The organism is Enterobacter sp. SORGH_AS_0287 (genome assembly GCF_031453695.1).
In the GTDB taxonomy this organism is placed as follows: Bacteria; Pseudomonadota; Gammaproteobacteria; order Enterobacterales; family Enterobacteriaceae; genus Enterobacter; species Enterobacter ludwigii.
In genome coordinates, this window is sequence record NZ_JAVIZW010000001.1 from 753,349 (window position 1) to 773,911 (window position 20,563).

16 protein-coding genes and 1 pseudogene are annotated in these 20,563 nt (G+C 56.3%); 9 read left to right on the forward strand and 8 right to left on the reverse strand.

Annotated elements, in window-relative coordinates:
* The first annotated feature begins 167 nt into the window (after positions 1–167).
* Positions 168–887, forward strand: coding sequence for a fatty acid metabolism transcriptional regulator FadR (fadR, locus tag QE396_RS03515; protein ID WP_025203875.1), 720 nt, complete (start codon positions 168–170; stop codon positions 885–887).
* 67 nt (positions 888–954) lie between these two features.
* Here fadR and QE396_RS03520 read toward each other — a convergent pair whose 3' ends face one another.
* Complete coding sequence (locus QE396_RS03520; RefSeq protein ID WP_020883440.1) at positions 955–2,487, reverse strand: SpoVR family protein; 1,533 nt, start codon at positions 2,485–2,487, stop codon at positions 955–957.
* Between the two features lie 321 nt (positions 2,488–2,808).
* On the opposite strand from QE396_RS03520, the gene QE396_RS03525 reads away from it, so the two are divergent.
* On the forward strand, positions 2,809–4,107 hold the full coding sequence (locus tag QE396_RS03525; protein ID WP_020883441.1) for a D-amino acid dehydrogenase: 1,299 nt from the start codon (positions 2,809–2,811) through the stop codon (positions 4,105–4,107).
* Between the two features lie 9 nt (positions 4,108–4,116).
* A complete protein-coding gene (dadX, locus tag QE396_RS03530) occupies positions 4,117–5,187 on the forward strand; it encodes a catabolic alanine racemase DadX (RefSeq protein WP_309949949.1) in 1,071 nt (356 codons plus the stop codon).
* 60 nt (positions 5,188–5,247) lie between these two features.
* On the opposite strand, the pseudogene QE396_RS03535 reads toward dadX, so the two are convergent.
* Positions 5,248–6,983, reverse strand: a pseudogene (locus QE396_RS03535) (potassium/proton antiporter).
* 96 nt (positions 6,984–7,079) lie between these two features.
* Positions 7,080–7,994: a muramoyltetrapeptide carboxypeptidase gene (gene ldcA / locus QE396_RS03540; protein WP_014170572.1), complete on the reverse strand. Its 915-nt coding sequence runs from the start codon at positions 7,992–7,994 to the stop codon at positions 7,080–7,082.
* A 107-nt stretch (positions 7,995–8,101) separates the two neighbouring features.
* On the opposite strand from ldcA, the gene emtA reads away from it, so the two are divergent.
* Positions 8,102–8,713 (forward strand): membrane-bound lytic murein transglycosylase EmtA, encoded by a 612-nt coding sequence (gene emtA, locus QE396_RS03545; protein ID WP_014170571.1) that lies wholly within the window; start codon positions 8,102–8,104, stop codon positions 8,711–8,713.
* 37 nt (positions 8,714–8,750) lie between these two features.
* On the opposite strand, the gene QE396_RS03550 is transcribed toward emtA, so the two are convergent.
* Positions 8,751–9,482: a flagellar brake protein gene (locus tag QE396_RS03550; protein WP_020883443.1), complete on the reverse strand. Its 732-nt coding sequence runs from the start codon at positions 9,480–9,482 to the stop codon at positions 8,751–8,753.
* A 207-nt stretch (positions 9,483–9,689) separates the two neighbouring features.
* On the opposite strand from QE396_RS03550, the gene QE396_RS03555 reads away from it, so the two are divergent.
* Positions 9,690–9,944 carry a GlsB/YeaQ/YmgE family stress response membrane protein gene (locus tag QE396_RS03555; protein WP_010432765.1) on the forward strand — a complete coding sequence of 85 codons (255 nt, stop codon included), beginning with the start codon at positions 9,690–9,692 and terminating at the stop codon, positions 9,942–9,944.
* A gap of 111 nt (positions 9,945–10,055) precedes the next feature.
* Positions 10,056–12,158 (forward strand): TonB-dependent siderophore receptor, encoded by a 2,103-nt coding sequence (locus tag QE396_RS03560; protein ID WP_309949952.1) that lies wholly within the window; start codon positions 10,056–10,058, stop codon positions 12,156–12,158.
* Between the two features lie 72 nt (positions 12,159–12,230).
* Here QE396_RS03560 and QE396_RS03565 read toward each other — a convergent pair whose 3' ends face one another.
* Both QE396_RS03565 and QE396_RS03570 read right to left on the reverse strand, forming a co-directional pair.
* Complete coding sequence (locus tag QE396_RS03565; RefSeq protein WP_020883445.1) at positions 12,231–13,916, reverse strand: alpha,alpha-trehalase; 1,686 nt, start codon at positions 13,914–13,916, stop codon at positions 12,231–12,233.
* A 362-nt stretch (positions 13,917–14,278) separates the two neighbouring features.
* Positions 14,279–15,235, reverse strand: coding sequence for an AraC family transcriptional regulator (locus QE396_RS03570; protein ID WP_020883446.1), 957 nt, complete (start codon positions 15,233–15,235; stop codon positions 14,279–14,281).
* A 115-nt stretch (positions 15,236–15,350) separates the two neighbouring features.
* Between QE396_RS03570 and QE396_RS03575 the strand changes: the two genes are divergently transcribed.
* A complete protein-coding gene (locus QE396_RS03575; protein ID WP_020883447.1) occupies positions 15,351–16,538 on the forward strand; it encodes an MFS transporter in 1,188 nt (395 codons plus the stop codon).
* A gap of 70 nt (positions 16,539–16,608) precedes the next feature.
* Here the strand turns inward: QE396_RS03575 and gap are convergent, their stop codons facing one another.
* A complete protein-coding gene (gene gap, locus QE396_RS03580) occupies positions 16,609–17,619 on the reverse strand; it encodes a type I glyceraldehyde-3-phosphate dehydrogenase (protein WP_020883448.1) in 1,011 nt (336 codons plus the stop codon).
* 78 nt (positions 17,620–17,697) lie between these two features.
* Positions 17,698–18,678 (reverse strand): GlxA family transcriptional regulator, encoded by a 981-nt coding sequence (locus tag QE396_RS03585; protein WP_020883449.1) that lies wholly within the window; start codon positions 18,676–18,678, stop codon positions 17,698–17,700.
* Positions 18,679–18,843: 165 nt separating this feature from the next.
* On the opposite strand from QE396_RS03585, the gene QE396_RS03590 reads away from it, so the two are divergent.
* A complete protein-coding gene (locus QE396_RS03590; protein WP_020883450.1) occupies positions 18,844–19,815 on the forward strand; it encodes a fatty acid desaturase in 972 nt (323 codons plus the stop codon).
* Complete coding sequence (locus QE396_RS03595; RefSeq protein WP_020883451.1) at positions 19,808–20,560, forward strand: phosphate/phosphite/phosphonate ABC transporter substrate-binding protein; 753 nt, start codon at positions 19,808–19,810, stop codon at positions 20,558–20,560. The genes QE396_RS03590 and QE396_RS03595 overlap by 8 nt, the downstream gene beginning before the upstream one ends.
* Positions 20,561–20,563: the final 3 nt, after the last annotated feature.

Here is a 20,563-nt window from a genome sequence, read left to right on the forward strand (position 1 = left end):
ATCAGTATACGCAAAAATCACGGCCTGGAGGGGGATTCGGCTGCAATGTAAATTTCATAAAAATGAAACGGCGATCCCTCTTTTCTCTCACTGCTGCGCTATCTGCCTCTGCGAGCCTCTGGTATGATGAGTGCAATTTGCTAAAGCTGTGTAATGGAAATCTCACTATGGTCATTAAGGCGCAGAGCCCGGCGGGTTTCGCGGAAGAGTACATCATTGAAAGCATCTGGAATAATCGTTTCCCTGCAGGGTCCATTCTTCCGGCTGAACGCGAACTCTCTGAACTGATTGGCGTCACTCGCACCACGCTTCGGGAAGTGCTCCAGCGACTGGCGCGTGATGGGTGGTTGACGATTCAGCATGGCAAGCCAACAAAAGTAAACAATTTCTGGGAAACCTCCGGGCTGAATATTCTTGAAACGCTGGCGCGCCTCGATCATGAAAGCGTGCCGCAGCTGATTGATAATCTGCTCTCCGTGCGTACCAATATCGCCACCATCTTTATTCGTACGGCTTTCCGTCAGCACCCGGAAGATGCGCTCCAGGTTCTGGCCAGTGCCAACCAGGTGGAAGATCATGCGGATGCGTTTGCTACCCTCGATTACAACATCTTCCGCGGCCTGGCGTTTGCCTCCGGTAACCCGATTTACGGCCTCATCCTTAACGGCATGAAAGGGCTCTATACCCGTATCGGTCGTCACTACTTTGCCAATCCGGAAGCCCGCAGTCTGGCGCTGGGCTTTTACCACAAGCTGAGCGAGCTCTGCTCCACCGGTCAGCACGATCAGGTGTATGAAACCGTGCGCCGCTACGGCCGCGACTCCGGTGAAATCTGGCACCGGATGCAAAAAACGCTGCCGGGTGATCTGGCCATCCAGACCCGCTAAAAGAAAAAACCTCTCAGCTGAGAGGTTTTTTTTCGCCCTGACGCGGGCGTTTCGGTTCAGGCCGGCACTACAGCGTATTCATCCGCGTCGGGCAGCGCTCCAGCAGCTCCACGCTACCGTCTTCATTCTGCTGCTCCAGCAGCACGTCAAAGCCCCACAGACGATGCACATGCTTCAGCACCTCTTTACGCCCTTTATCCAGCGGGGCACGGTTGTGCGGGATGTAGCGCAGCGTCAGAGAGCGGTCACCGCGCAGATCTACATTCCATACCTGAATATTGGGTTCAAGATTGCTCAGGTTGTACTGGGAAGAGAGGCGAGAGCGGATCTCCCGGTATCCCTCTTCGTTATGAATCGCTGAAATTTCCAGGAAGTTGTTACGGTCATCATCCAGCACGGTGAAGAAGCGGAAATCGCGCATGATCTTCGGCGACATAAACTGGCTAATAAAGCTCTCATCCTTGAAATCGCGCATCGCAAAATGCAGCGTTTCCAGCCAGTCCGAACCGGCAATATCCGGGAACCAGTATTTGTCCTCTTCCGTTGGCGACTGGCAGATACGTTTGATGTCCTGGAACATCGCAAAGCCGAGGGCATACGGGTTAATGCCGCTGTACCACGGGCTGTTGTAAGGCGGCTGGAACACCACGTTGGTATGACTGTGGAGGAATTCCATCATAAACCGTTCGGTGACTTTCCCCTCGTCATACAGATGGTTGAGGATGGTGTAATGCCAGAATGTCGCCCAGCCTTCGTTCATCACCTGCGTCTGTTTTTGCGGATAGAAGTACTGGCTGACCTTACGCACAATGCGCAGGATCTCACGCTGCCATGACTCCAGCAGCGGTGCGTTCTTCTCCATAAAGTAGAGCAGGTTTTCCTGTGGCTCAGACGGGTAGCGGCGCGCCTCAGCGACAGCTTTCTCTTCTTCACGCTTAGGCAAGGTGCGCCACAGCATATTCACCTGGCTTTGCAGATACTCCTCGCGGCTTTTCTGCCGGGCTTTCTCCTCCTGCAGGGAAATTTTCTGCGGCCGTTTGTAGCGGTCTACGCCGTAGTTCATCAGGGCATGGCAGGAGTCGAGCAGTTTCTCCACTTCATCGACGCCGTAGCGCTCTTCGCAGTCGGTAATGTATTTACGGGCGAAGATCAGGTAATCGACGATCGAGCTGGCGTCCGTCCAGCTGCGGAAAAGATAGTTATTCTTGAAGAAAGAGTTGTGCCCGTAGCAGGCATGCGCCATCACCAGCGCCTGCATGGTAATGGTGTTCTCTTCCATCAGGTAAGCGATACACGGGTTGGAGTTGATGACGATTTCATACGCCAGCCCCTGCTGGCCGTGTTTATACAGCCGTTCCGTTTCAATAAATTTTTTACCAAACGACCAGTGCGGATAATTGATCGGCATCCCGACGCTGGAATAGGCATCCATCATCTGTTCGGAGGTTATGACTTCAATCTGGTGAGGATAGGTATCCAGGCGATAGAGTTTTGCTACCCGGTCGATTTCAGCGAGGTAGACATCCAGCAACTCAAAGGTCCAGTCGGGTCCATCGCTGAGACGTGTGTTGTCCTTGTTCAGGGAATCAATAGTAGCCATTAGCGCGCCCTCGTTGTGGGTGCTCTCTCTGTCTGGAGAGCCTCCTTTCAAGCATAGATCAACGTGTTAAAAAGCGTGCTGGAGCAGAAATTTTTTCTTTACGATTTCCCGTTTTCAATACGGTAAAAAAAGCGGTTCACGCAGAGTTTTATGCTGGTTAAAAATAACGCGCAGCAGGAGATCCCAAATAAGTCCTTTCCCCGCCAGTAGGGGAAGATGTGAGATAAGTCACCATAAAAAAGTCGTATGTTGAATAATATTTTCAACTAGGTTATCAATCTGTAATTAGAAGATTGTTCTTTTGCACATTATGGAGTGGCTATGCGTGTTGTCATACTGGGAAGTGGTGTGGTTGGCGTAACCAGCGCCTGGTATTTAAGTCAGGCGGGGCATGACGTTACCGTTATCGATCGTGAGCCAGGCCCTGCGCTGGAAACCAGCGCGGCGAATGCCGGGCAAATCTCTCCGGGCTATGCGGCACCGTGGGCGGCTCCCGGTGTGCCACTGAAGGCGATTAAATGGATGTTCCAGCGCCATGCGCCGCTGGCCATTAGCCTCGACGGCACGCAGTTCCAGCTTAAGTGGATGTGGCAGATGCTGCGCAACTGCGACACCCGCCATTACATGGAAAACAAAGGGCGTATGGTGCGTCTGGCGGAATACAGCCGTGACTGCCTGAAAACCTTGCGCGCCACCACCGGCATTGAGTACGAAGGCCGTCAGGGCGGTACGCTGCAGCTGTTCCGCACGGCGCAACAGTACGAAAACGCCACCCGCGATATCGCCGTGCTGGAAGATGCCGGTGTTCCGTATCAACTCCTCGAGGCCAGTCAGCTGGGACAGGTTGAACCGGCGCTGGCGGAGGTGTCCCACAAACTGACGGGCGGCCTGCGTTTACCCAACGATGAAACCGGCGACTGTCAGCTCTTTACCCAGCGTCTGGCGCAGATGTGCGAGCAGGCAGGGGTAACATTCCGCTTTAACACGCCCGTCGATAAATTGCTGTCGGAAGGCGGTAATATTTACGGCGTGAAGTGCGGCGAAGAGGTGATCAAAGCGGATGCCTACGTCATGGCCTTTGGCTCTTACTCTACCGCCATGCTGAAGGGCATTCTGGACATTCCGGTCTATCCGCTGAAGGGGTACTCCCTGACCATCCCGGTGAAAGAGGACAGCGGTGCACCCGTCTCCACCATTCTGGATGAAACCTATAAAATCGCCATTACCCGTTTTGACAACCGTATCCGCGTAGGCGGCATGGCGGAGATTGTCGGCTTCAACACCGAGCTGCTGCAGCCGCGTCGTGAAACGCTGGAGATGGTCGTGGGCGATCTCTTCCCGCGCGGCGGTTTTGTCGAGCAGGCCACGTTCTGGACCGGTCTGCGTCCAATGACGCCAGACGGCACGCCGATTGTGGGCCGCACCCCGTTCAAAAACCTGTGGACGAATACCGGACACGGCACCCTCGGCTGGACAATGGCCTGTGGCTCAGGTCAGCTGTTGAGCGACTTGATTTCCGGGCGCACCCCGGCAATTCCGTTTGACGATTTAAGTGCCGCGCGCTATCAATCTGGGTTCACCCCCTCGCGTCCACAGCACCTGCACGGCGCGCATAACTAAGGAGTTGTCATGTCCCGTCCTGTTCTGGCTCAGCTGGACTTGCAGGCCCTGAAGGATAACCTGCAGATTGTTCGCCGTGCTGCGCCAGGTTCACGCGTCTGGTCGGTGGTGAAAGCGAACGCCTACGGCCACGGTATTGACCGCATCTGGAGCGCGCTCAGCGCGACCGACGGTTTTGCGTTACTGAATCTGGAAGAGGCCATTTTGCTGCGCGAGCGTGGCTGGAAAGGCCCTATCTTATTGCTGGAAGGGTTCTTCCATGCCGACGATCTGCCGTTGCTGGATAAGTACCGGCTGACCACCAGCATTCACAGCAACTGGCAGGTTAAAGCCCTGCAGGACGCCAGACTGCATGCCCCGCTCGACATTTATCTCAAGGTGAACAGCGGCATGAACCGCCTGGGCTTCCTGCCCGAGCGGGTACATACGGTATGGCAACAGCTGCGCGGCATCAGGAATGTGGGCGAAATGACGCTGATGGCGCACTTTGCCGACGCGGAAAAACCCGATGGCATCGCCGAGGCGATGGTGCGGATTGAGCAGGCGGCTGAAGGTCTGGCGTGTTCGCGCTCGCTCTCTAACTCGGCGGCCACGCTGTGGCACCCGGAGGCGCACTACAGCTGGGTACGTCCGGGGATCATTCTGTACGGCGCGTCACCGTCAGGGCAGTGGCAGGATATTGCTAACAGCGGCCTGAAACCAGTGATGACTCTGCGCAGCGAAATCATCGGCGTACAAACGCTGAAGGCCGGTTCCACGGTGGGCTACGGCAGCCGTTACCGGGCGACAGGCGAACAGCGAATTGGCATTGTGGCGGGAGGCTATGCCGACGGCTATCCGCGTATCGCTCCGACCGGCACGCCGGTGTGGGTGGATGGCGTGCGTACGGGTACCGTGGGGACGGTCTCAATGGATATGCTGGCGGTAGACCTCACACCGTGCCCGCAGGCGGGGATTGGTTCACCGGTTGAGCTGTGGGGAAATGAAATTAAAATTGACGATGTGGCCGCTGCTGCAGGGACCGTTGGCTATGAGCTGATGTGCGCTCTGGCGCCGCGCGTACCGGTTGTGACGGTGTAACTATGCGATGTGCCGGGGGGCGATAACGCCTTCCCCGGCCAGTAAGACATGCCACCTAAACTACTCTGATTCTTCTTCCATCGGTCTTACGCCGACTTTGCGTACCGCGTTATCTTCTTTCTCGGCCACCGTCCAGATCATCCCGGCAAACTCGACCTGGTCACCAACAACGGGTGCTGCGCCAAGCAGTTGCTGGATAATTTCCCCCAGCGTTTGCTGCTTATCGCGATACTCCAGCCCTTCATCCAGACCGTAAATCAAGGCAACATCTGCAAATTTGGCGCTCGCTTCCAGAATAAAATCGCCGAAGAAACGCTGATCCAGCGCCACCGGTGGCGACTGGCTGAACAATTTACCCAGTGCGGGCAGGTCGCGCTCGCGGCCAATCACGCACAAAATATCCCCTTCACGCAGACGAGTGCTGCCGGTAGGGTGAAGCAGAACATTGTCGCGGAACAACGCGGCAATCCGCGTTTCGGCGGGCATATGCAGATCGCGCAGCGACGCGCCCACGCACCATTTGTCTTCGCTAAGCTGATACACAAACTGTTCCCACGGGTTTTCCGGATGAATATCCAGCCCGACGCGGGAGACGGGCCAGCCAACGGGGGGGATCACCACTTTTGCCTTTTTCGCCGCCCAGCCGAGTGACGTGCCCTGGAACAGGAGTGAAATCAAAACAACGAAGAATGCGACGTTGAAGAACAGTCGGGCGTTATCCAGGCCCGCCATCATCGGGAACACGGCAAGGATAATCGGCACCGCGCCGCGCGCAAACCCACCCAACTGATAAAGATACGCTCGCGCAGGTTAAAGCCGCGAAACGGCAGCAGGCCTGCAAACACCGACAGTGGACGGGCGAAGAAGATCATCCACGCCGACAGCATCAGCGCCGGCACGGCGATAGGTAGCAGGTCTGAAGGGGTAACCAGCAGGCCAAGCACCAGGAACATGCCAATCTGCGCCAGCCAGGCCAGTCCGTCGAAGTTCTGCAAAATGGCGTGACGGTTGCGAATAGGGCGGTTACCCATCAGGAAGCCGCAGAGGTAGACGGCAAGAATGCCGCTGCCATCCAGCGCGGTGGTGACGGCAAAAATCAGAATGCCGCCGCTCAGCGCCAGCAGAGGGTAAAGCCCGGCGGGAAGTGAAATCCGGTTGATCATCTGCTGCAGCAGATAGCCGCCGCCGAGGCCAAGAATAATCCCCAGACCAAACTGCTGCAGGATATGCCAGGCAAACATCCAGCTCAGCCCGCTTTCGTGCTGCTGGATCATCTCAATCAGCGTGATGGTGAGAAACACCGCCATGGGATCGTTACTGCCGGATTCAATCTCAAGCGTGGAGCCAACACGTTCGTTAAGCCCTTTACCGCCAAGCAGGGAAAAGACCGCCGCCGCATCGGTTGAACCGACAATAGCGCCAATCAGCAAGCCTTCCATGATATTGAGATGGAACAGCCAGGCGGCCATCATCCCGGTCAGGCCGGATGTGATTAATACGCCTACGGTCGCCAGCGACAGCGCCGGCCCTAAGGCGACGCGGAACGAGCTCGCCTGAGTGCGCATCCCGCCGTCCAGCAGGATCACTGCCAGCGCGAGGTTACTCACCATGTAGGCGAAAGGGTAGTTATCGAAAGGAATACCGCCGATGCCATCGATGCCAGCCAGCATGCCGATAGCAAGGAAAATAACGAGAATAGGTATGCCAAGACGCGATGAAAATGAACTTAATAATATACTACAGGTTACAAGCACAGAACCCAGAATGAAAAGGCTGATTATCGCTGCGGCATCCAATGTTGTCTTACTCCCACCTCAATGTTAACGCTGTTACTAAAACCCTAACATATTAACCACGGCAACAGCGTTTTATTAAGGGGTTTAACGGCTTTTTTATGCCTTTATGACCGGATGACCGCTTATTGTTAACCGACTGCCTGAATCATCATGTATCAGGGACGCATGTGCCCCCAGCGCAAGGGTTACGGTTTGTTGCTCATGGCCAAAATCCAGACCGGTGATAACCGGGATATCAAGACGGGAACGGATGAAATCAACCATCGTTTCAAGGGAGTAACCGGCGTCGTAATCATTGGGTGCCGCACCGCTAAAACTGCCCAGCACGATTGCTGACTGACGTTCAAGGATCCCGGCATGATAAAGCTGCAATAACATGCGCTCGACGCGGAACGGATGTTCGTTAATATCTTCCAGCACCAGAATGCCGTCTTCGATGTCCGGCAGCCACGGCGTACCGATGAGCGAGACCAGCATTGCCAGGTTACCCCCCCAGAGTTGGCCTTCACAGGCCCAGTGCGGCCCCTGGCCTTGCCACGTTATGCTGTAGGTTGGGTTTCGCAGGGCGCGCCAGAAATGCTCAAGGGTAAATGCATCGAGCGCCGGCGCACCAAAATTTCCGGCCAGCATCGGGCCGCTGAAGGTTATGACGTTATGCAGCGCCAGCAGCCCAAGCTGGATCACCGTGAAGTCGCTGTGGCCGCATATCAGCAGCGGGTCCTGCTGTTGACGCTGTGCCAGACCTTGCCAGTCAATGCTCTCCAGTAACCGGCTCGCACCATAGCCCCCCCGCACCGCAAGCACGATCCGATCCTCACCCTTCAGGTTCACCAGGCTGTTGATATCATTCAGTCTCTGGGCCTCGGTTCCGGCAAAACGCTGCTGGCGGCGAGGGATAATCGTCTGATTTTCTACCTGGTGGCCGAAGCCCAGTAAGCGCTGAACGCCCCGTTGTGCCGCGTCCTGATTGATGCAGTAGCCCGACGGTGCGATAAGATGAAACTGAGACATGGCAATTCCTTGCTGAATGAGAAACTAATTGTCTATATCATGCCGCTTATACGCTGCCCGCTTCAAGGGGCGGCGCACTGCGATGACCGGCTATAAGGATAGATGACGTGAAATTGAGATGGTTTGCTTTTTTGATTGTGTTGCTTGCGGGCTGTAGTTCCAGACATGACTATCAAAATCCGCCCTGGAACCCGGAAGTGCCGGTGAAACGGGCCATGCAGTGGATGCCGATCAGCGAGCAAGCCGGGAAGGCATGGGGCGTCAGTCCGCGTCTTATCACCGCGATCATTGCCGTTGAATCCGGCGGTAATCCCACGCTTGTCAGCAAATCAAACGCAGTGGGGCTGATGCAGCTCAAAGCGTCTACCGCAGGTAAAGAGGTCTACCGCTACATGGGCTGGAGCGGTCAGCCGTCGACCAGTGAGCTGAAGAACCCGGAGCGTAATATCTCCATGGGGACAGCCTATCTCAGCATTCTGGAGCATGGCGTACTGAAGGGCATCGACGACCCGGAAGTGATGCAATACGCGCTGGTGGTCTCTTACGTCAACGGGGCCGGGGCGCTGTTGCGAACCTTCTCCTCTGACCGTAAAGAGGCGATAGAAGAGATTAACGGCATGGACAAAGATGAATTCGTTGAACATGTGGCGAAAAATCATCCGGCACCACAGGCTCCGCGTTACATCTGGAAAGTACAGAAAGCGATGGATGCCATGTAATGCCGCAGGCGGGCGGCGGTCACGCTGCCCGTTTTCCTCACAGAACTTTATTCGCACGTTCCCGTGCTTCGCGCTCCAGTGCAAAGATAATGCGCTGCAGTTCGCGCTCTGAACCGGGTCCGACGTTCAGGAAGCGGAAACTCAAACGTGGCGTGGTAATCGTTTCGTTTTTGCTGTCCACCACCTTACGCTCGCTGATGGCAATCAACTGGGCATCAAAATAAAACCGTCCCCAGCCGGCCATATCCAGTTCAATTTGCGAGAATCGCATGCCTTCGACCAGTCCGTCAGGTTTCGGCGTATCCATCAGCGCGCCCATACCGCCCAGCGACAGGTCGAAGAGGCGGAAGCGGAGCTCTTTTTTGTCCGGCATTTTAGCCTTACAAAAATAGGCAGGGTGAAGGGGGGCGCTGATGCGGAAATATTCCCGGCGCTGCACAAACCACAGGTTGGCAGGCAGCGGTGTGACAAACGCGGGAAGACCCTGGTATTCGCTCATTTCGAGGCGCGGGAGCACAAATTCCACTTTTGCACCGTGGGTCTCTGCCATCACCGCGAGTTTCTCTGCTTTCAGTGCGGCGCGGTTTTCATACTCCTGACTGCCCAGATCGATAACCAGTCGCTCCTGCGAGACGTCGAGGATCTTGCTGATGAACTGATTGTTTGACCAGCTGATGCGCAGCGGCACTTCACCTTTTTGCAGGTCACGCAATACCCCTAATACAGCCAGCGGATTTTGCTTGAGGAACTGCTCACTGTAATTACTCACGCCGGATGGCTCCTTGATAGATGACAGACTGTCTTTGCGTTATCGGCACTGCACAATGAAACTTAATACAAACCGATGAGTTTTTTTTCAGATTGCAGAGAAGATAAGTCGGTGAGATGAAATTAGTTTTCCAGGGATGACCTATACTTAAGTTACCTGCGCAGAAGGTTTTCTGCGCATGCATTAAACCTGCAAGAGGGCATCGCTATGGGTATTATCGCCTGGATTATCTTTGGTCTAATTGCTGGAGCTATCGCTAAACTTATCATGCCGGGAAATGATGGCGGCGGCTTCATACTGACGTGTGTGCTCGGTGTCGTGGGGGCGGTTGTAGGCGGCTGGCTGGCGACGATGTTTGGCTTTGGTGGCAGCATCAGCGGTTTTGACCTGCACAGTTTCCTGGTGGCTGTCGTGGGTGCCATTGTGGTGCTGGGCATTTTCAGGTTACTGCGACGGGCATAACTTCACTAAAACGGCTCTCAAGGAGGGCCGTTTTTTTACGTGCATATTGATTTGCTAATCGAAATGATAATAATTGTCGTTCCTGATTACACTTAATCACAAGACGACTTTATGAACCCCTCTCGTTTCACGTTATGCGCGTTGGCAGGAGCCGTGACGCTGGCATTGCAGGTACAGGCGTTTGCCGAAGAATCAACCATCGTAGTCACGGGCTCAGAGCAGGGCAGTGTACTGCCCGACTGGACGAACAGCGCAACCAAATCAGCCGTTGCCGAGAGTAAAACCCCGCAGGTGATCAATACCCTGTCGGCACAGGAAATTGATAAACGTCACGCGAACTCCGTGAATGAGATCCTGCGCTATGCACCGGGTGTGTCGACCGAGGTGCGCGGAAACACCTCCTACATGAGTGAATATAAAATTCGCGGATTTACCGTCGATCAGGAGTTCTACAACGGGCTGCAGTTACCCTATAACGTTACCGGCAATACCAAAGCCCGCATCGATCCGCTGTTGGTTGAAAGCGTTGATATTCTCAAAGGTCCCTCATCGGTACTGTACGGCGGAGCCTCGCCGGGTGGGCTGGTGAATATTCAGAGTAAAAAACCGCAACAAGCCGCCCGGACCGAACTGGGTTTTAACACCGGCAACCGTAACCTGAAAGAGGGGTATCTGGATTCGACCGGGCAAATTGCCGATAGCGACTGGAACTACCGTCTGCTGGGGAAAGCGACGGAGAGTGACGATCAGCCGCACACCTCCCGGTATGAAAACTACCTGGTTGCGCCGTCTGTCACCTGGCAACCGGACAACAAAACGCGCCTCACCCTTGATGCGCTGGCGCAAAACTCCCCAAGCCTGACGCCGTCTAACCCGCTGCCGCTCGCCTGGCTGCGTTCGAAATATGCGGGCAAGCGGGATTATGCTGGCGACGAATGGAGCGGGTTTAAACAGCGCCAGTGGATGCTGGGTTACAGCTTTGAACATGAGTTTGACAGCGGCTGGGGCTTTAACCAGAAGGCACGCTATTTTGACATCGATACCCACCAGCGCAGTATTTATGCAACCGGGCCGGGCAGTGAAGTCAATCAGCTTAACCGCTTTGCCTACACCACAGATGAAGATCTCCGGAGCTTCAACATTGATAATCAGGTGACCAAAACCGTTGCGCTGGGTGAGTGGAAACACCATCTGCTGGCCGGGTTTGACTACCAGAAGCTGAATTCCCACTTCCACTACCGCTATGCCTCGACAACACCGGGGATTGATATGCGCAATCCGGACTATTCACAGGTCCATGAGGATGCGCTGGGGCTGTATACCGCGCAGAAAAACCGTCTGAGCTATCAGCAGAATGGGTATTACCTGCAGGATCAGGTGGAGTTTGGCGGCTTAAATCTGTTGGGCAGCCTGCGCTATGATGATTATCGCTCCGTCACCACCGATTATCTGCATAACGGCGACAAGGCGTGGGTATCGCAGGATCGCGTTACCAAACGACTGGGCGCGCTTTACGCCTTCGACAACGGTCTCTCTCCGTTTATCAGCTATTCAGAAGGGTTTGCCCCGGTCTCGCCGCAGGGAACCCTGACGGCGAAAGAGGTCAAGCCGACCACCAGCAAGCAGGTGGAGGGCGGGGTGAAATATCTGCTGGCAGAGTACGCCACCACCTTTACCGCCTCAGTGTTTACTATTCGCCAGAAGAATGTCGTCACCTCCGATCCCGGCTTCCTGAACTATCGTCAGACCGGCGAAGTGGAGTCTAAAGGGGCGGAGTTGTCTGTGATTGGCCGTCCGACAGACAATCTGAACCTGATTGCCAACTACGCATACACGCACGCCATCAATACGCAGGACGATAAGTATCAGGGCAAACGCCCTACGCAGGTGCCGGAAAATGCATTCAACCTGTGGGGGGATTACACCTTTGAGAATACGCCACTGAAAGGATTGATGCTGGGGGTCGGGGCGCGCTACACCGGGCCGATGGAGATTTCACCGGCGAACGACGCGGGTAAACTCGGTGGCACCACGCAGTACGATCTGGCGGCATCCTATCGGATGGGCGAAATTCTGCCTTCGCTTGAAGGGCTGACCCTGAAAGCGAGCGCGCAGAACATCACCAATAAAGAGACGTTGACCTGTTACGATGCGACCAACTGCTGGATTGGACGTGACCGAACCTATCAGTTAGGCGCGAGCTACAGCTTCTGATGCCCTGTTAAACCCCGTAAGACGGCCCATTCACCCTCTCCTGGCGGGAGAGGGTGAGGGAATGAGGCCGCTTTATTGCGCCGTACTTTTCGCCGGTGCGACATCATCGTTTGCTGCCGGCTGATTCTCCGGCACGCTGTCGCACGGTTTCTCTTTCGGACAGACCAGATCCAGCATTTTCAGCGTCACGCCGTTGCTCCAGCCGAAGCCATCCTGCAGCGGATATTCACCGCCACCGCCCCCTGTACCGGTACTCGAAACGTCATACTTCTCTACCAGCTTCTGTTCGCGGTCATAGGTATGCTGAACATTTTTCAGGAAGCGCCAGGTCACATCCATTGCCACCTTATCCTGCCCGTAATTCTGCAACCCTTCCGTCGCCACCCATTGCAGCGGTGCCCAGCCGTTAGGTGCATCCCACTGCTGGCCGCTGTTGATGGTGGTGGTGGAAATGCCGCCCGGTTTGAGCAGGCGTGACGATGCCGCTGCAGCGACCTTATCAGCGCGATCCTGCGAAGCCGCCTTCACATAGAGCGGATAAAGTGCGGCTGCCGTAAGCTGATTACGCACCTTTTTGCTCTTAAGATCGTAATCCGCGTACCAGCCCTCTTTATCATTCCACAGATGGCTCTCGATCGCTTTCTGACGCGCGGTCGCCAGCGCGTCATACTTGCTGGCAGCGGAGGTATCGCCGGATGCCTGGCTTGCCCTGGCCAGCAGTTTTTCCATCTTAAACATCAGGGCGTTAAGATCGACAGGCACAATGCTGGTGGTGCGGATCGTGCCCAGTTTTTGCGGATCGTCCATCCAGCGGGAGCTAAAGTCCCACCCCGAGGCGGCCGCTGAGCGTAAATCGCGGTAGATCTCCGTGGCCGGTCGGTTAGGATTGCTTTTAGCGGTGGTAATATCATCGAGCCAGGATTCAGGACGCGGCGTATCGCGGTCATCCCAGTAGCGGTTGAGCACTGAGCCATCGTCCAGCTTCACCACACGCTTGTTGGCTTGTCCGGCCTGCAGCGTGTCGGCACCCTCCATCCAGTAGGCGTACTCTTTCTCCATTTGCGGACGGTATTTCTTCAGCGCATCGCTGTCATGGGTCGCCAGCAACTCGACCATCAGCGCGAAGAACGGAGGCTGGGAGCGGCTCAGGTAGTAGCTGCGGTTGCCGTTAGGGATATGTCCCCAGCTGTCCAGCTCGTAAGCGAAGTTGTCCACCATATCGCTGATTTTGTCCCAGTGGCCACTCTCAGCCAGCCCTAACATGGTGAAATAACTGTCCCAGTAGTAGACCTCGCGAAAACGTCCGCCAGGCACGACATAGGGTTTAGGCAGCGGCAGAAGGGAATCCCACTTATTACTCGCTTTATCGGTGGTGCGGGTCAGTACGGGCCAGAGGTCATCAATGTGTGCACGTAAAGTTTGCCCGGCAGGCGGGACGTATTTTTCACCCTCCGCTGGCAGCGTAAAGTTCATTTCCACAAAGTGCTTCAGATCGAAGCCAGACTGAGTGCGCTGCATCCGATAATCCGCCAGAATCATCAGCGGATCGCTTTTCGGCACGGCGTCAGCAAAGGTCTTTTGATCGGGAAACAGTTTGGCACTTTGCACATCATTAAAGAGAGGACCAAGTAAAATATCGGGGGAGCTTGTCTGGGTGGTGAGTTGTTCTTCCGCATAACCCCATGTTGTCACACCGAGTAACGCGCCGCCCAAAGCCAGGTGCAAAAGAGCAGGGCGTAGTGTACGAGGTCTTATCATCGGTTCATCTCCTGTATTCGCTGAGCAGCGTTGCCGCTGTTATCAATCACCTGAAAACCTTAGACGAATATTGGCCGCTTCGCGTGTCGAATATCCCATTTTGCGCATAACCAGACAATTTACCGTCTGGTTATGCGCCGGAAGGGATTGGGAGAATTTGCTATCTTGATGAAAGATAATTCTTTTTTATGATAAATAATTATATTGCTTTTAATTTAATCAATGGGCGCAAATCATGGCGCGATAATAATATGCGCGGAATGCTCTTTTATTCCGTAATAGCGCAAGGTGCTCCCTTAGCACGCCCCATAATTAAATCGCGAGAGGCGACTGGCAAAAAATACGTATCGCTAACGCCTGGCTCAGACCTCTTCCGGGGTCTGGCTGGTCTCGCGCAATGTGCCCGGTGCATGCCCAATAATGCGCTTAAATGCCCGACTGAACGCGGCCAGTGAACCGTACCCCAGACGCAACGCGACGGTTTCAATGGGCTGATTTTCGTGGCGGATGTACTGAATGGCCAGCCGCATCCTCAGTTCGCTGAGATATTTTGCCGGTGTGGTTCCCGTGGCCGCCAGAAAACGTTCAGCAAACACGGAGCGGGAAGTGCCCGCTTCTTTCGCCAGATCCGCCACGCTCCAGTTCAGGCCTGGCTGCTGATGCATGGCGTAAATGGCCCGGCTCAAACGCGGGTCGCGCAATACCTGCACCCAGCCGGTAGCTTTGCCGCAGCCTCCTTCAACCCAGCCACGCACGATCAACGCGGCCACCACGTCGGCAAGTCGCGCGAGGATCCCGGCGAATCCGGCCTGGCGGGTCATTGATTCCCGCTCCATCGCTGCCAGCAGCGGATGAATTTCCGGCCATGTGGACATCAGCCGGCTCACCATCATCACTTCCGGCATCGCCTTGATCAGCGGCTGCATCCCGCCCAGTTCAAAATCCATGCATCCACTGAAGATGATGGTGTTCTCGCTTTCCGGACACGGCTCACAGGTGATCGCACAGACCGAACCGCAGATAGGCTCGCTGGGGAACGCACTGACCGGGGTAATGCTGGCGTGCTCGTCAGAGAGCAGGGCATGGGCGTTGCCGTTCGGGATAAAAAGGGCGTCGCCGCCATTCAGCGTGAAGGTGGCGCCACTCTCCATACGCAAAAGGGCGCTGCCGTGGCTGACAAAATGGAACTGGGCTTTGCCGGGCGCCTGGTGAAACGCCACGCCAAACGGCGCGCTGGCCTCAATCCGACGGTATTTCACGCCCGACAGGCGCATGCCGCGCAAAAGTTCGCTGATCAAATCGGGTGAATGAGCGGTCATGACGCAACTCCGGACGAATAATCAATAAGTGGAGATTATATGTCATAGATCGTCCAGGGTGAACCCTCTATGCTTTTGCGACAGTTGTCACATTTTTATAACGGGAGAACAACAGATGAATTCATGTGTCGTGGCGAGAGAGGCGGTCACGCCTGCAAAACCCGCCTGGCGAGCCGTCTACTCACTGGGGCTCGGCGTATTCGGCCTGATCACAGCAGAATTCCTGCCCGCCAGTTTGCTGACGCCGATGGCCGCGAGTCTGGGGGTGTCCGAGGGGATGGCCGGACAAGCGGTGACGGCCACTGCGCTGGTGGCGCTGGTCACCGGGTTGCTCATCACGCCGGCCACCAAAAATATCGACCGTCGCTGGGTATTGATGTTCTTCTCGGTGCTGCAGATCATCTCCAGCCTGCTGGTGGCCTTTGCGCCCACGCTGCACGTCCTGCTGATGGGCCGGCTGTTGCTGGGTGTGGCGATCGGGGGATTCTGGGCGATGTCGACCGCCACGGCGATGCGCCTGGTGCCCGCCGATAAAGTGCCGAAAGCGCTGGCGGTGATCTTCTCCAGCGTCTCGATTGCGACGGTGGTGGCGGCGCCGCTGGGAAGCTATCTGGGTAGCCTGATTGGCTGGCGTAACGTCTTTATTCTCTGCATTCTGCCGAGCATGCTGGCGCTGCTGTGGCAGCTCTGGGTACTGCCGTCCATGAAGCCGGAAAGCAGCGGTAGCCTGAGTACGCTGTTCCGCGTGCTGCGTCGTCCGGGGATGATTGGCGGCATGCTGGCGACCATTCTTATCTTCAGCGGCCACTTTGCCTTCTTTACCTACCTGCGTCCGTTCCTTGAAACGGTGGGGCAGGCGAGCGTGGAGAGCATCTCGCTGATCCTGCTGGGCTTTGGGATTGCCAACTTCATCGGCACCTCCGTCGCCGGGCATCTGCTGGCGCGTAATCTGCGCCTGACGCTGGCACTGGTACCGTTCGCGATGGGCATGCTTGCTCTCACCATGGTGGCGTTTGGTCATCTGGCGATGCTGGACGGGTTACTGGTCGCGCTGTGGGGCTTTGCGTTTGGTCTGGTACCGGTGGGCTGGTCAACGTGGCTTGCCACCACCGTGCCGGATGAAGCCGAAAGTGCGGGTGGTCTGCTGGTGGCCTCTATCCAGCTGGCGATAAGCGCCGGTGCGGCAGTGGGCGGGGCGGTATTCGATCTCAACGGTGCCAGCGGCGTCTTCGCGGGCAGCGGTTTCCTGCTGGTGACGGCCATGGTAATTGTGTTTATGGGCGTGAAAGTCAAAGCAGAGTGACGAGCGCATGCCCGGTCAGCGAAAGGCTACCGGGCAGCGACACCCACTCAGAGTGGGTGCAGGGGGAAGGTTACAACCCTTTCTTATCCATCAGCACCGCCAGATCCACCAGACGGTTTGAGAATCCCCATTCGTTGTCATACCACGCCAGGATCTTCACCATTTTGCCGCCAATCACGAGGGTGGAGAGCCCGTCGATAATTGACGAGCGCGGGTCGCCCTGATAATCACTGGAAACCAGCGGTTCATCGCTGTAACCCAGAATGCCTTTCAGGGGGCCACTGGCAGCGGCTTTCCGGAAGGCGTCATTCACCTCCTCGGCGGTAACGTTACGGCTCAGGGTTACCGTCAAATCCACAATCGACACCACCGGAACCGGCACGCGCAGGGAATACCCGGTCAGTTTACCGTCAAGTGAGGGGATCACTTTCCCCAGCGCTTTCGCCGCACCGCTGGAGTAAGGCACAATCGACAGCGCTGCCGCACGTGCACCGCGCAGATCCTTCTCTGGCTGATCGTGCAGTGCCTGACTGTTGGTATAAGCGTGCGTGGTGTTCATCAGGCCATGCTCAATACCGAACTGCTGATGCAAAACCTGAGCGGCGGGGGCCAGACCATTGGTCGTACAACTGCCGTTACTCACTACGTAATGCTGAGCCGGATCGTACTGTTCATGGTTGACGCCCATGACCACCGTCAGGTCATCGTTTTTGCCAGGGGCGGAGATGATGACGCGCTTAGCCCCACCGTGCGTGATATGCACGGCTGCTTTTTCCCGCTCCGTAAAGAAGCCAGTGGCTTCAATAACCACGTCAACGCCGGCGTCACGCCACGCGATATTCGCCGGATCGCGTTCGCTAAAGACGACGATCCGCTGGCCATCGACCTGCAGCGCACCGTCCGCGGCTTCAACGGGAGCCGGCAGCGTGCCGAGAAGGGAATCATGTTTGAGCAGATGGGCGAGGGTTTTGCTGTCCGTCAGATCGTTAATTGCCACAATCTGCACATCCGGGTTACCCAGCGCCGCGCGCAGGAAATTACGTCCGATACGGCCGAAACCGTTAATACCGACCTTAACCATAATGCACTCCTTATCTCTGTTGTCTGGCGTCACTGTAGGCGTCAGGCCGGATGGCGTAAACGACAAAAAAGGATCACATTATGCCATTTTGCGACAGTGGAAGCGCTGACGATACTCGCCAGGCGTGAGGTGGAGTTGTTTCTCAAAGACGCGACGCAAATTGATGCTGCTGCCAAACCCGCTCTGCTCAGCAATGCGTTCGAGAGGGTAGCTAGTCTGTTCAAGCAGTTGCCGGGCGGCGGCAAGGCGTGCTTCGGTGACATAACGCGCCGGAGAGGCGCCCGTTTCACGGGTGAACACGCGGGTGAAATTGCGCGGGCTCATCGCCGCTTTTTGCGCCAGATTTTCCACGCACAGGTCAGCGGTCAGGTTCTCCAGGATCCAGGTTTGCAGGTCGCTTATCGGGCCGGAGGTGCCGGGCTGCTGAAGATTATAGCGACTGAACTGCAGCTGCCCGCCGGGGCGGCGCAGATACATCACCATATCCTGCGCCACCTCGCGAGCGAGGGTAAAACCGTAATCGTCTTCCACCAGCGCCAGGGTCAAATCAAACCCGGAGCTAACCCCACCGGAGGTCCAGATGGGACCGTCCTGAATATACAGCGGGCCACCTTCCACATGGATGGCCGGGTACTGGGTTTGCAGGGTCTCCAGCAGCCGCCAGTGGGTGGTCGCCCGGCGTCCATCAAGCAGGCCAGTCTGGGCCAGCAGTATCGCGCCGCCGCAAATGGAGGCTATCCGCCGCGCGTGTGGCGCAGCCAGGTGCAGCCAGTCCACCACCGCCGTGCTCTCCTGCTCGTTCATTCCGCGGCCGGTGATAATAATCGTATCAAGCGGTTCACGCGGATCCAGCTCCGGCAGGCGATAATCCGCCAGCAGATTGAGGCCGGACTGGCCGTGGATCACCTGGTGAGGCTGGGTGGTGGCGATGATAATGCGGTAACAGGGATGGGCTAGGCCTTCCGGATGCAGCCGGTTCGCCTGCATCAGAATGTCTGCGATACCGGCGGCTTCAAACAGCATGCCGCCGTCAGGGACAATAATCAGGATCTTCTTCATGTCCTGAAAAGTACCTTTATTGCAAAATAAGTCAAGCTGCGAACGAGAGGGAGATCTCGCGCTGCCCGCGTTTCTGGCAAAGCAAAGCGATATAAGTTCTTTGTTATTTCAGGCGTTTTCCCCGATCGTCAGGGCATTCTCTCTGGCGAAACGGCGTCTGAAGGCATGGGTAAACAAAGCTCCCTCTATTTACATCCGCAACAACGCGATCAAATTCACCACCTCGCCTCGGGGTTTTTGTGGCGAAGCGAACTGCCCACGTGGATCGTCATCATCACCCTTTACAGTGGCTGGTTTGCCACGCTGGCGTACTGGAAAACGCTGGGATTGCTGCCCGCTACGCTGCTGCTCATCGGATTTACCACCTGGTATATGTCACTCCAGCATGAACTGATCCACGGCCATCCCACGCGCTTTGCCTGGCTTAACGCGCTGTTTGGCACGCTTCCGCTGGCGGTGTGGTATCCGTATGGTCTGTACCGGGACTCTCATCTTGCCCATCATCGCCACGATAGCCTGACGATCCCGGTGGATGACCCGGAGTCGTACTATTTTACCGAGGAGAGCTGGGCACGCTTTTCGCCCTGGCACAAGCGCGTGATCCATGCACGAAATACCTTCTGCGGCCGGCTGTTGCTGGCACCGCTGCTGGATATTCTGCAGACCCTGGCCAGCGCCGTGACGGTGTTTCGCCATCTTCACCTGCGCGCAATGGCAATGTGGCTCGTCCACGCGTCGCTGCTGGCAGCGCTGTTTGCCTGGATGATGCACAACGGTTTCTCGCCCGTCTGGTTTGTGCTGGCGGTAAGTTATCCGGCGCTGGCGCTGACTAAAGTGCGCTCCTTTTATGAACATCGCGCGGCGGATGATCCGCTGGCGCGTTCTGTCATCAACGAAGCAGGGCTGTTCTGGCGGGTGCTGTTTTTAAATCTTAACTACCATTCAGTCCATCACGATTTACCGGGTGTTCCGTGGTATGGGCTAAAAAGCGTCTATCTGCAAAACCGGGCGGCGTACCAGAAGCGTAACCATGGTTTTGTGGTCAGGGGTTATAGTGAATGGATGCGACAGTTTTGGGGGCGGGCGGTCAACGTCACCGCTCACCCAGGGCGTCAACACGAGGGAAGTCATGAGTAACCCGCTGGCGTTTCCGATGTATGCCATCAATCGCGCCGACACCGATGCCCTCTGGCGAGCGATACAGCACCTGCTTGCCGAACGCGGCGTGCCGGTGAGCGAAGGCGTACCCGATGATTCTCTGCTGGCCCACTGGCAGCAGCCCGGGCTTGTCCTCAGCCAGACCTGCGGCTACCCGCTGATGACGCAATTGCCGGACGTACAGGTCGTGGGCTGTTTTCACTACCAGGCGCCGGGCTGCGAAGCGTTTTATTACCGTAGCCTTCTGGTGACGCGCGCCCAGAAGCGCACCCGGACACTGGCTGATTTTCGCGGCCGATGGGCGGTATGCAATTCTGCGGATTCGCAGTCCGGTTATCACGCCCTGCGAAAAAAAGTGGCACCACTTGCACCCGATGGCCATTATTTTGCCCGGACGACCTTTAGCGGCAGCCATCGCCAGTCGCTGATTGATCTAAAAGAGGGTAAGGGCGATATCGCCGCTATCGACTGCGTGACGTACGCGCTACTGCAGCGTCATGAACCGGCGTTGCTCGACGGGCTGGCGGCGATCGACAGTACTCCCCTGACACCCGGGTTACCGCTGATTACCGCGCACAACACATCCCCTGAAACGCTTAACGCTCTCCGTGATGCGCTGAACACGCTGGTGAATGCCCCACAATACCGGGACGTTTGCAAGGCGGTGCTGATCGGCGGGTTCAGTGTGGTGACGCGTCAGTCTTATTCGGTATTGCTCGACTGACGC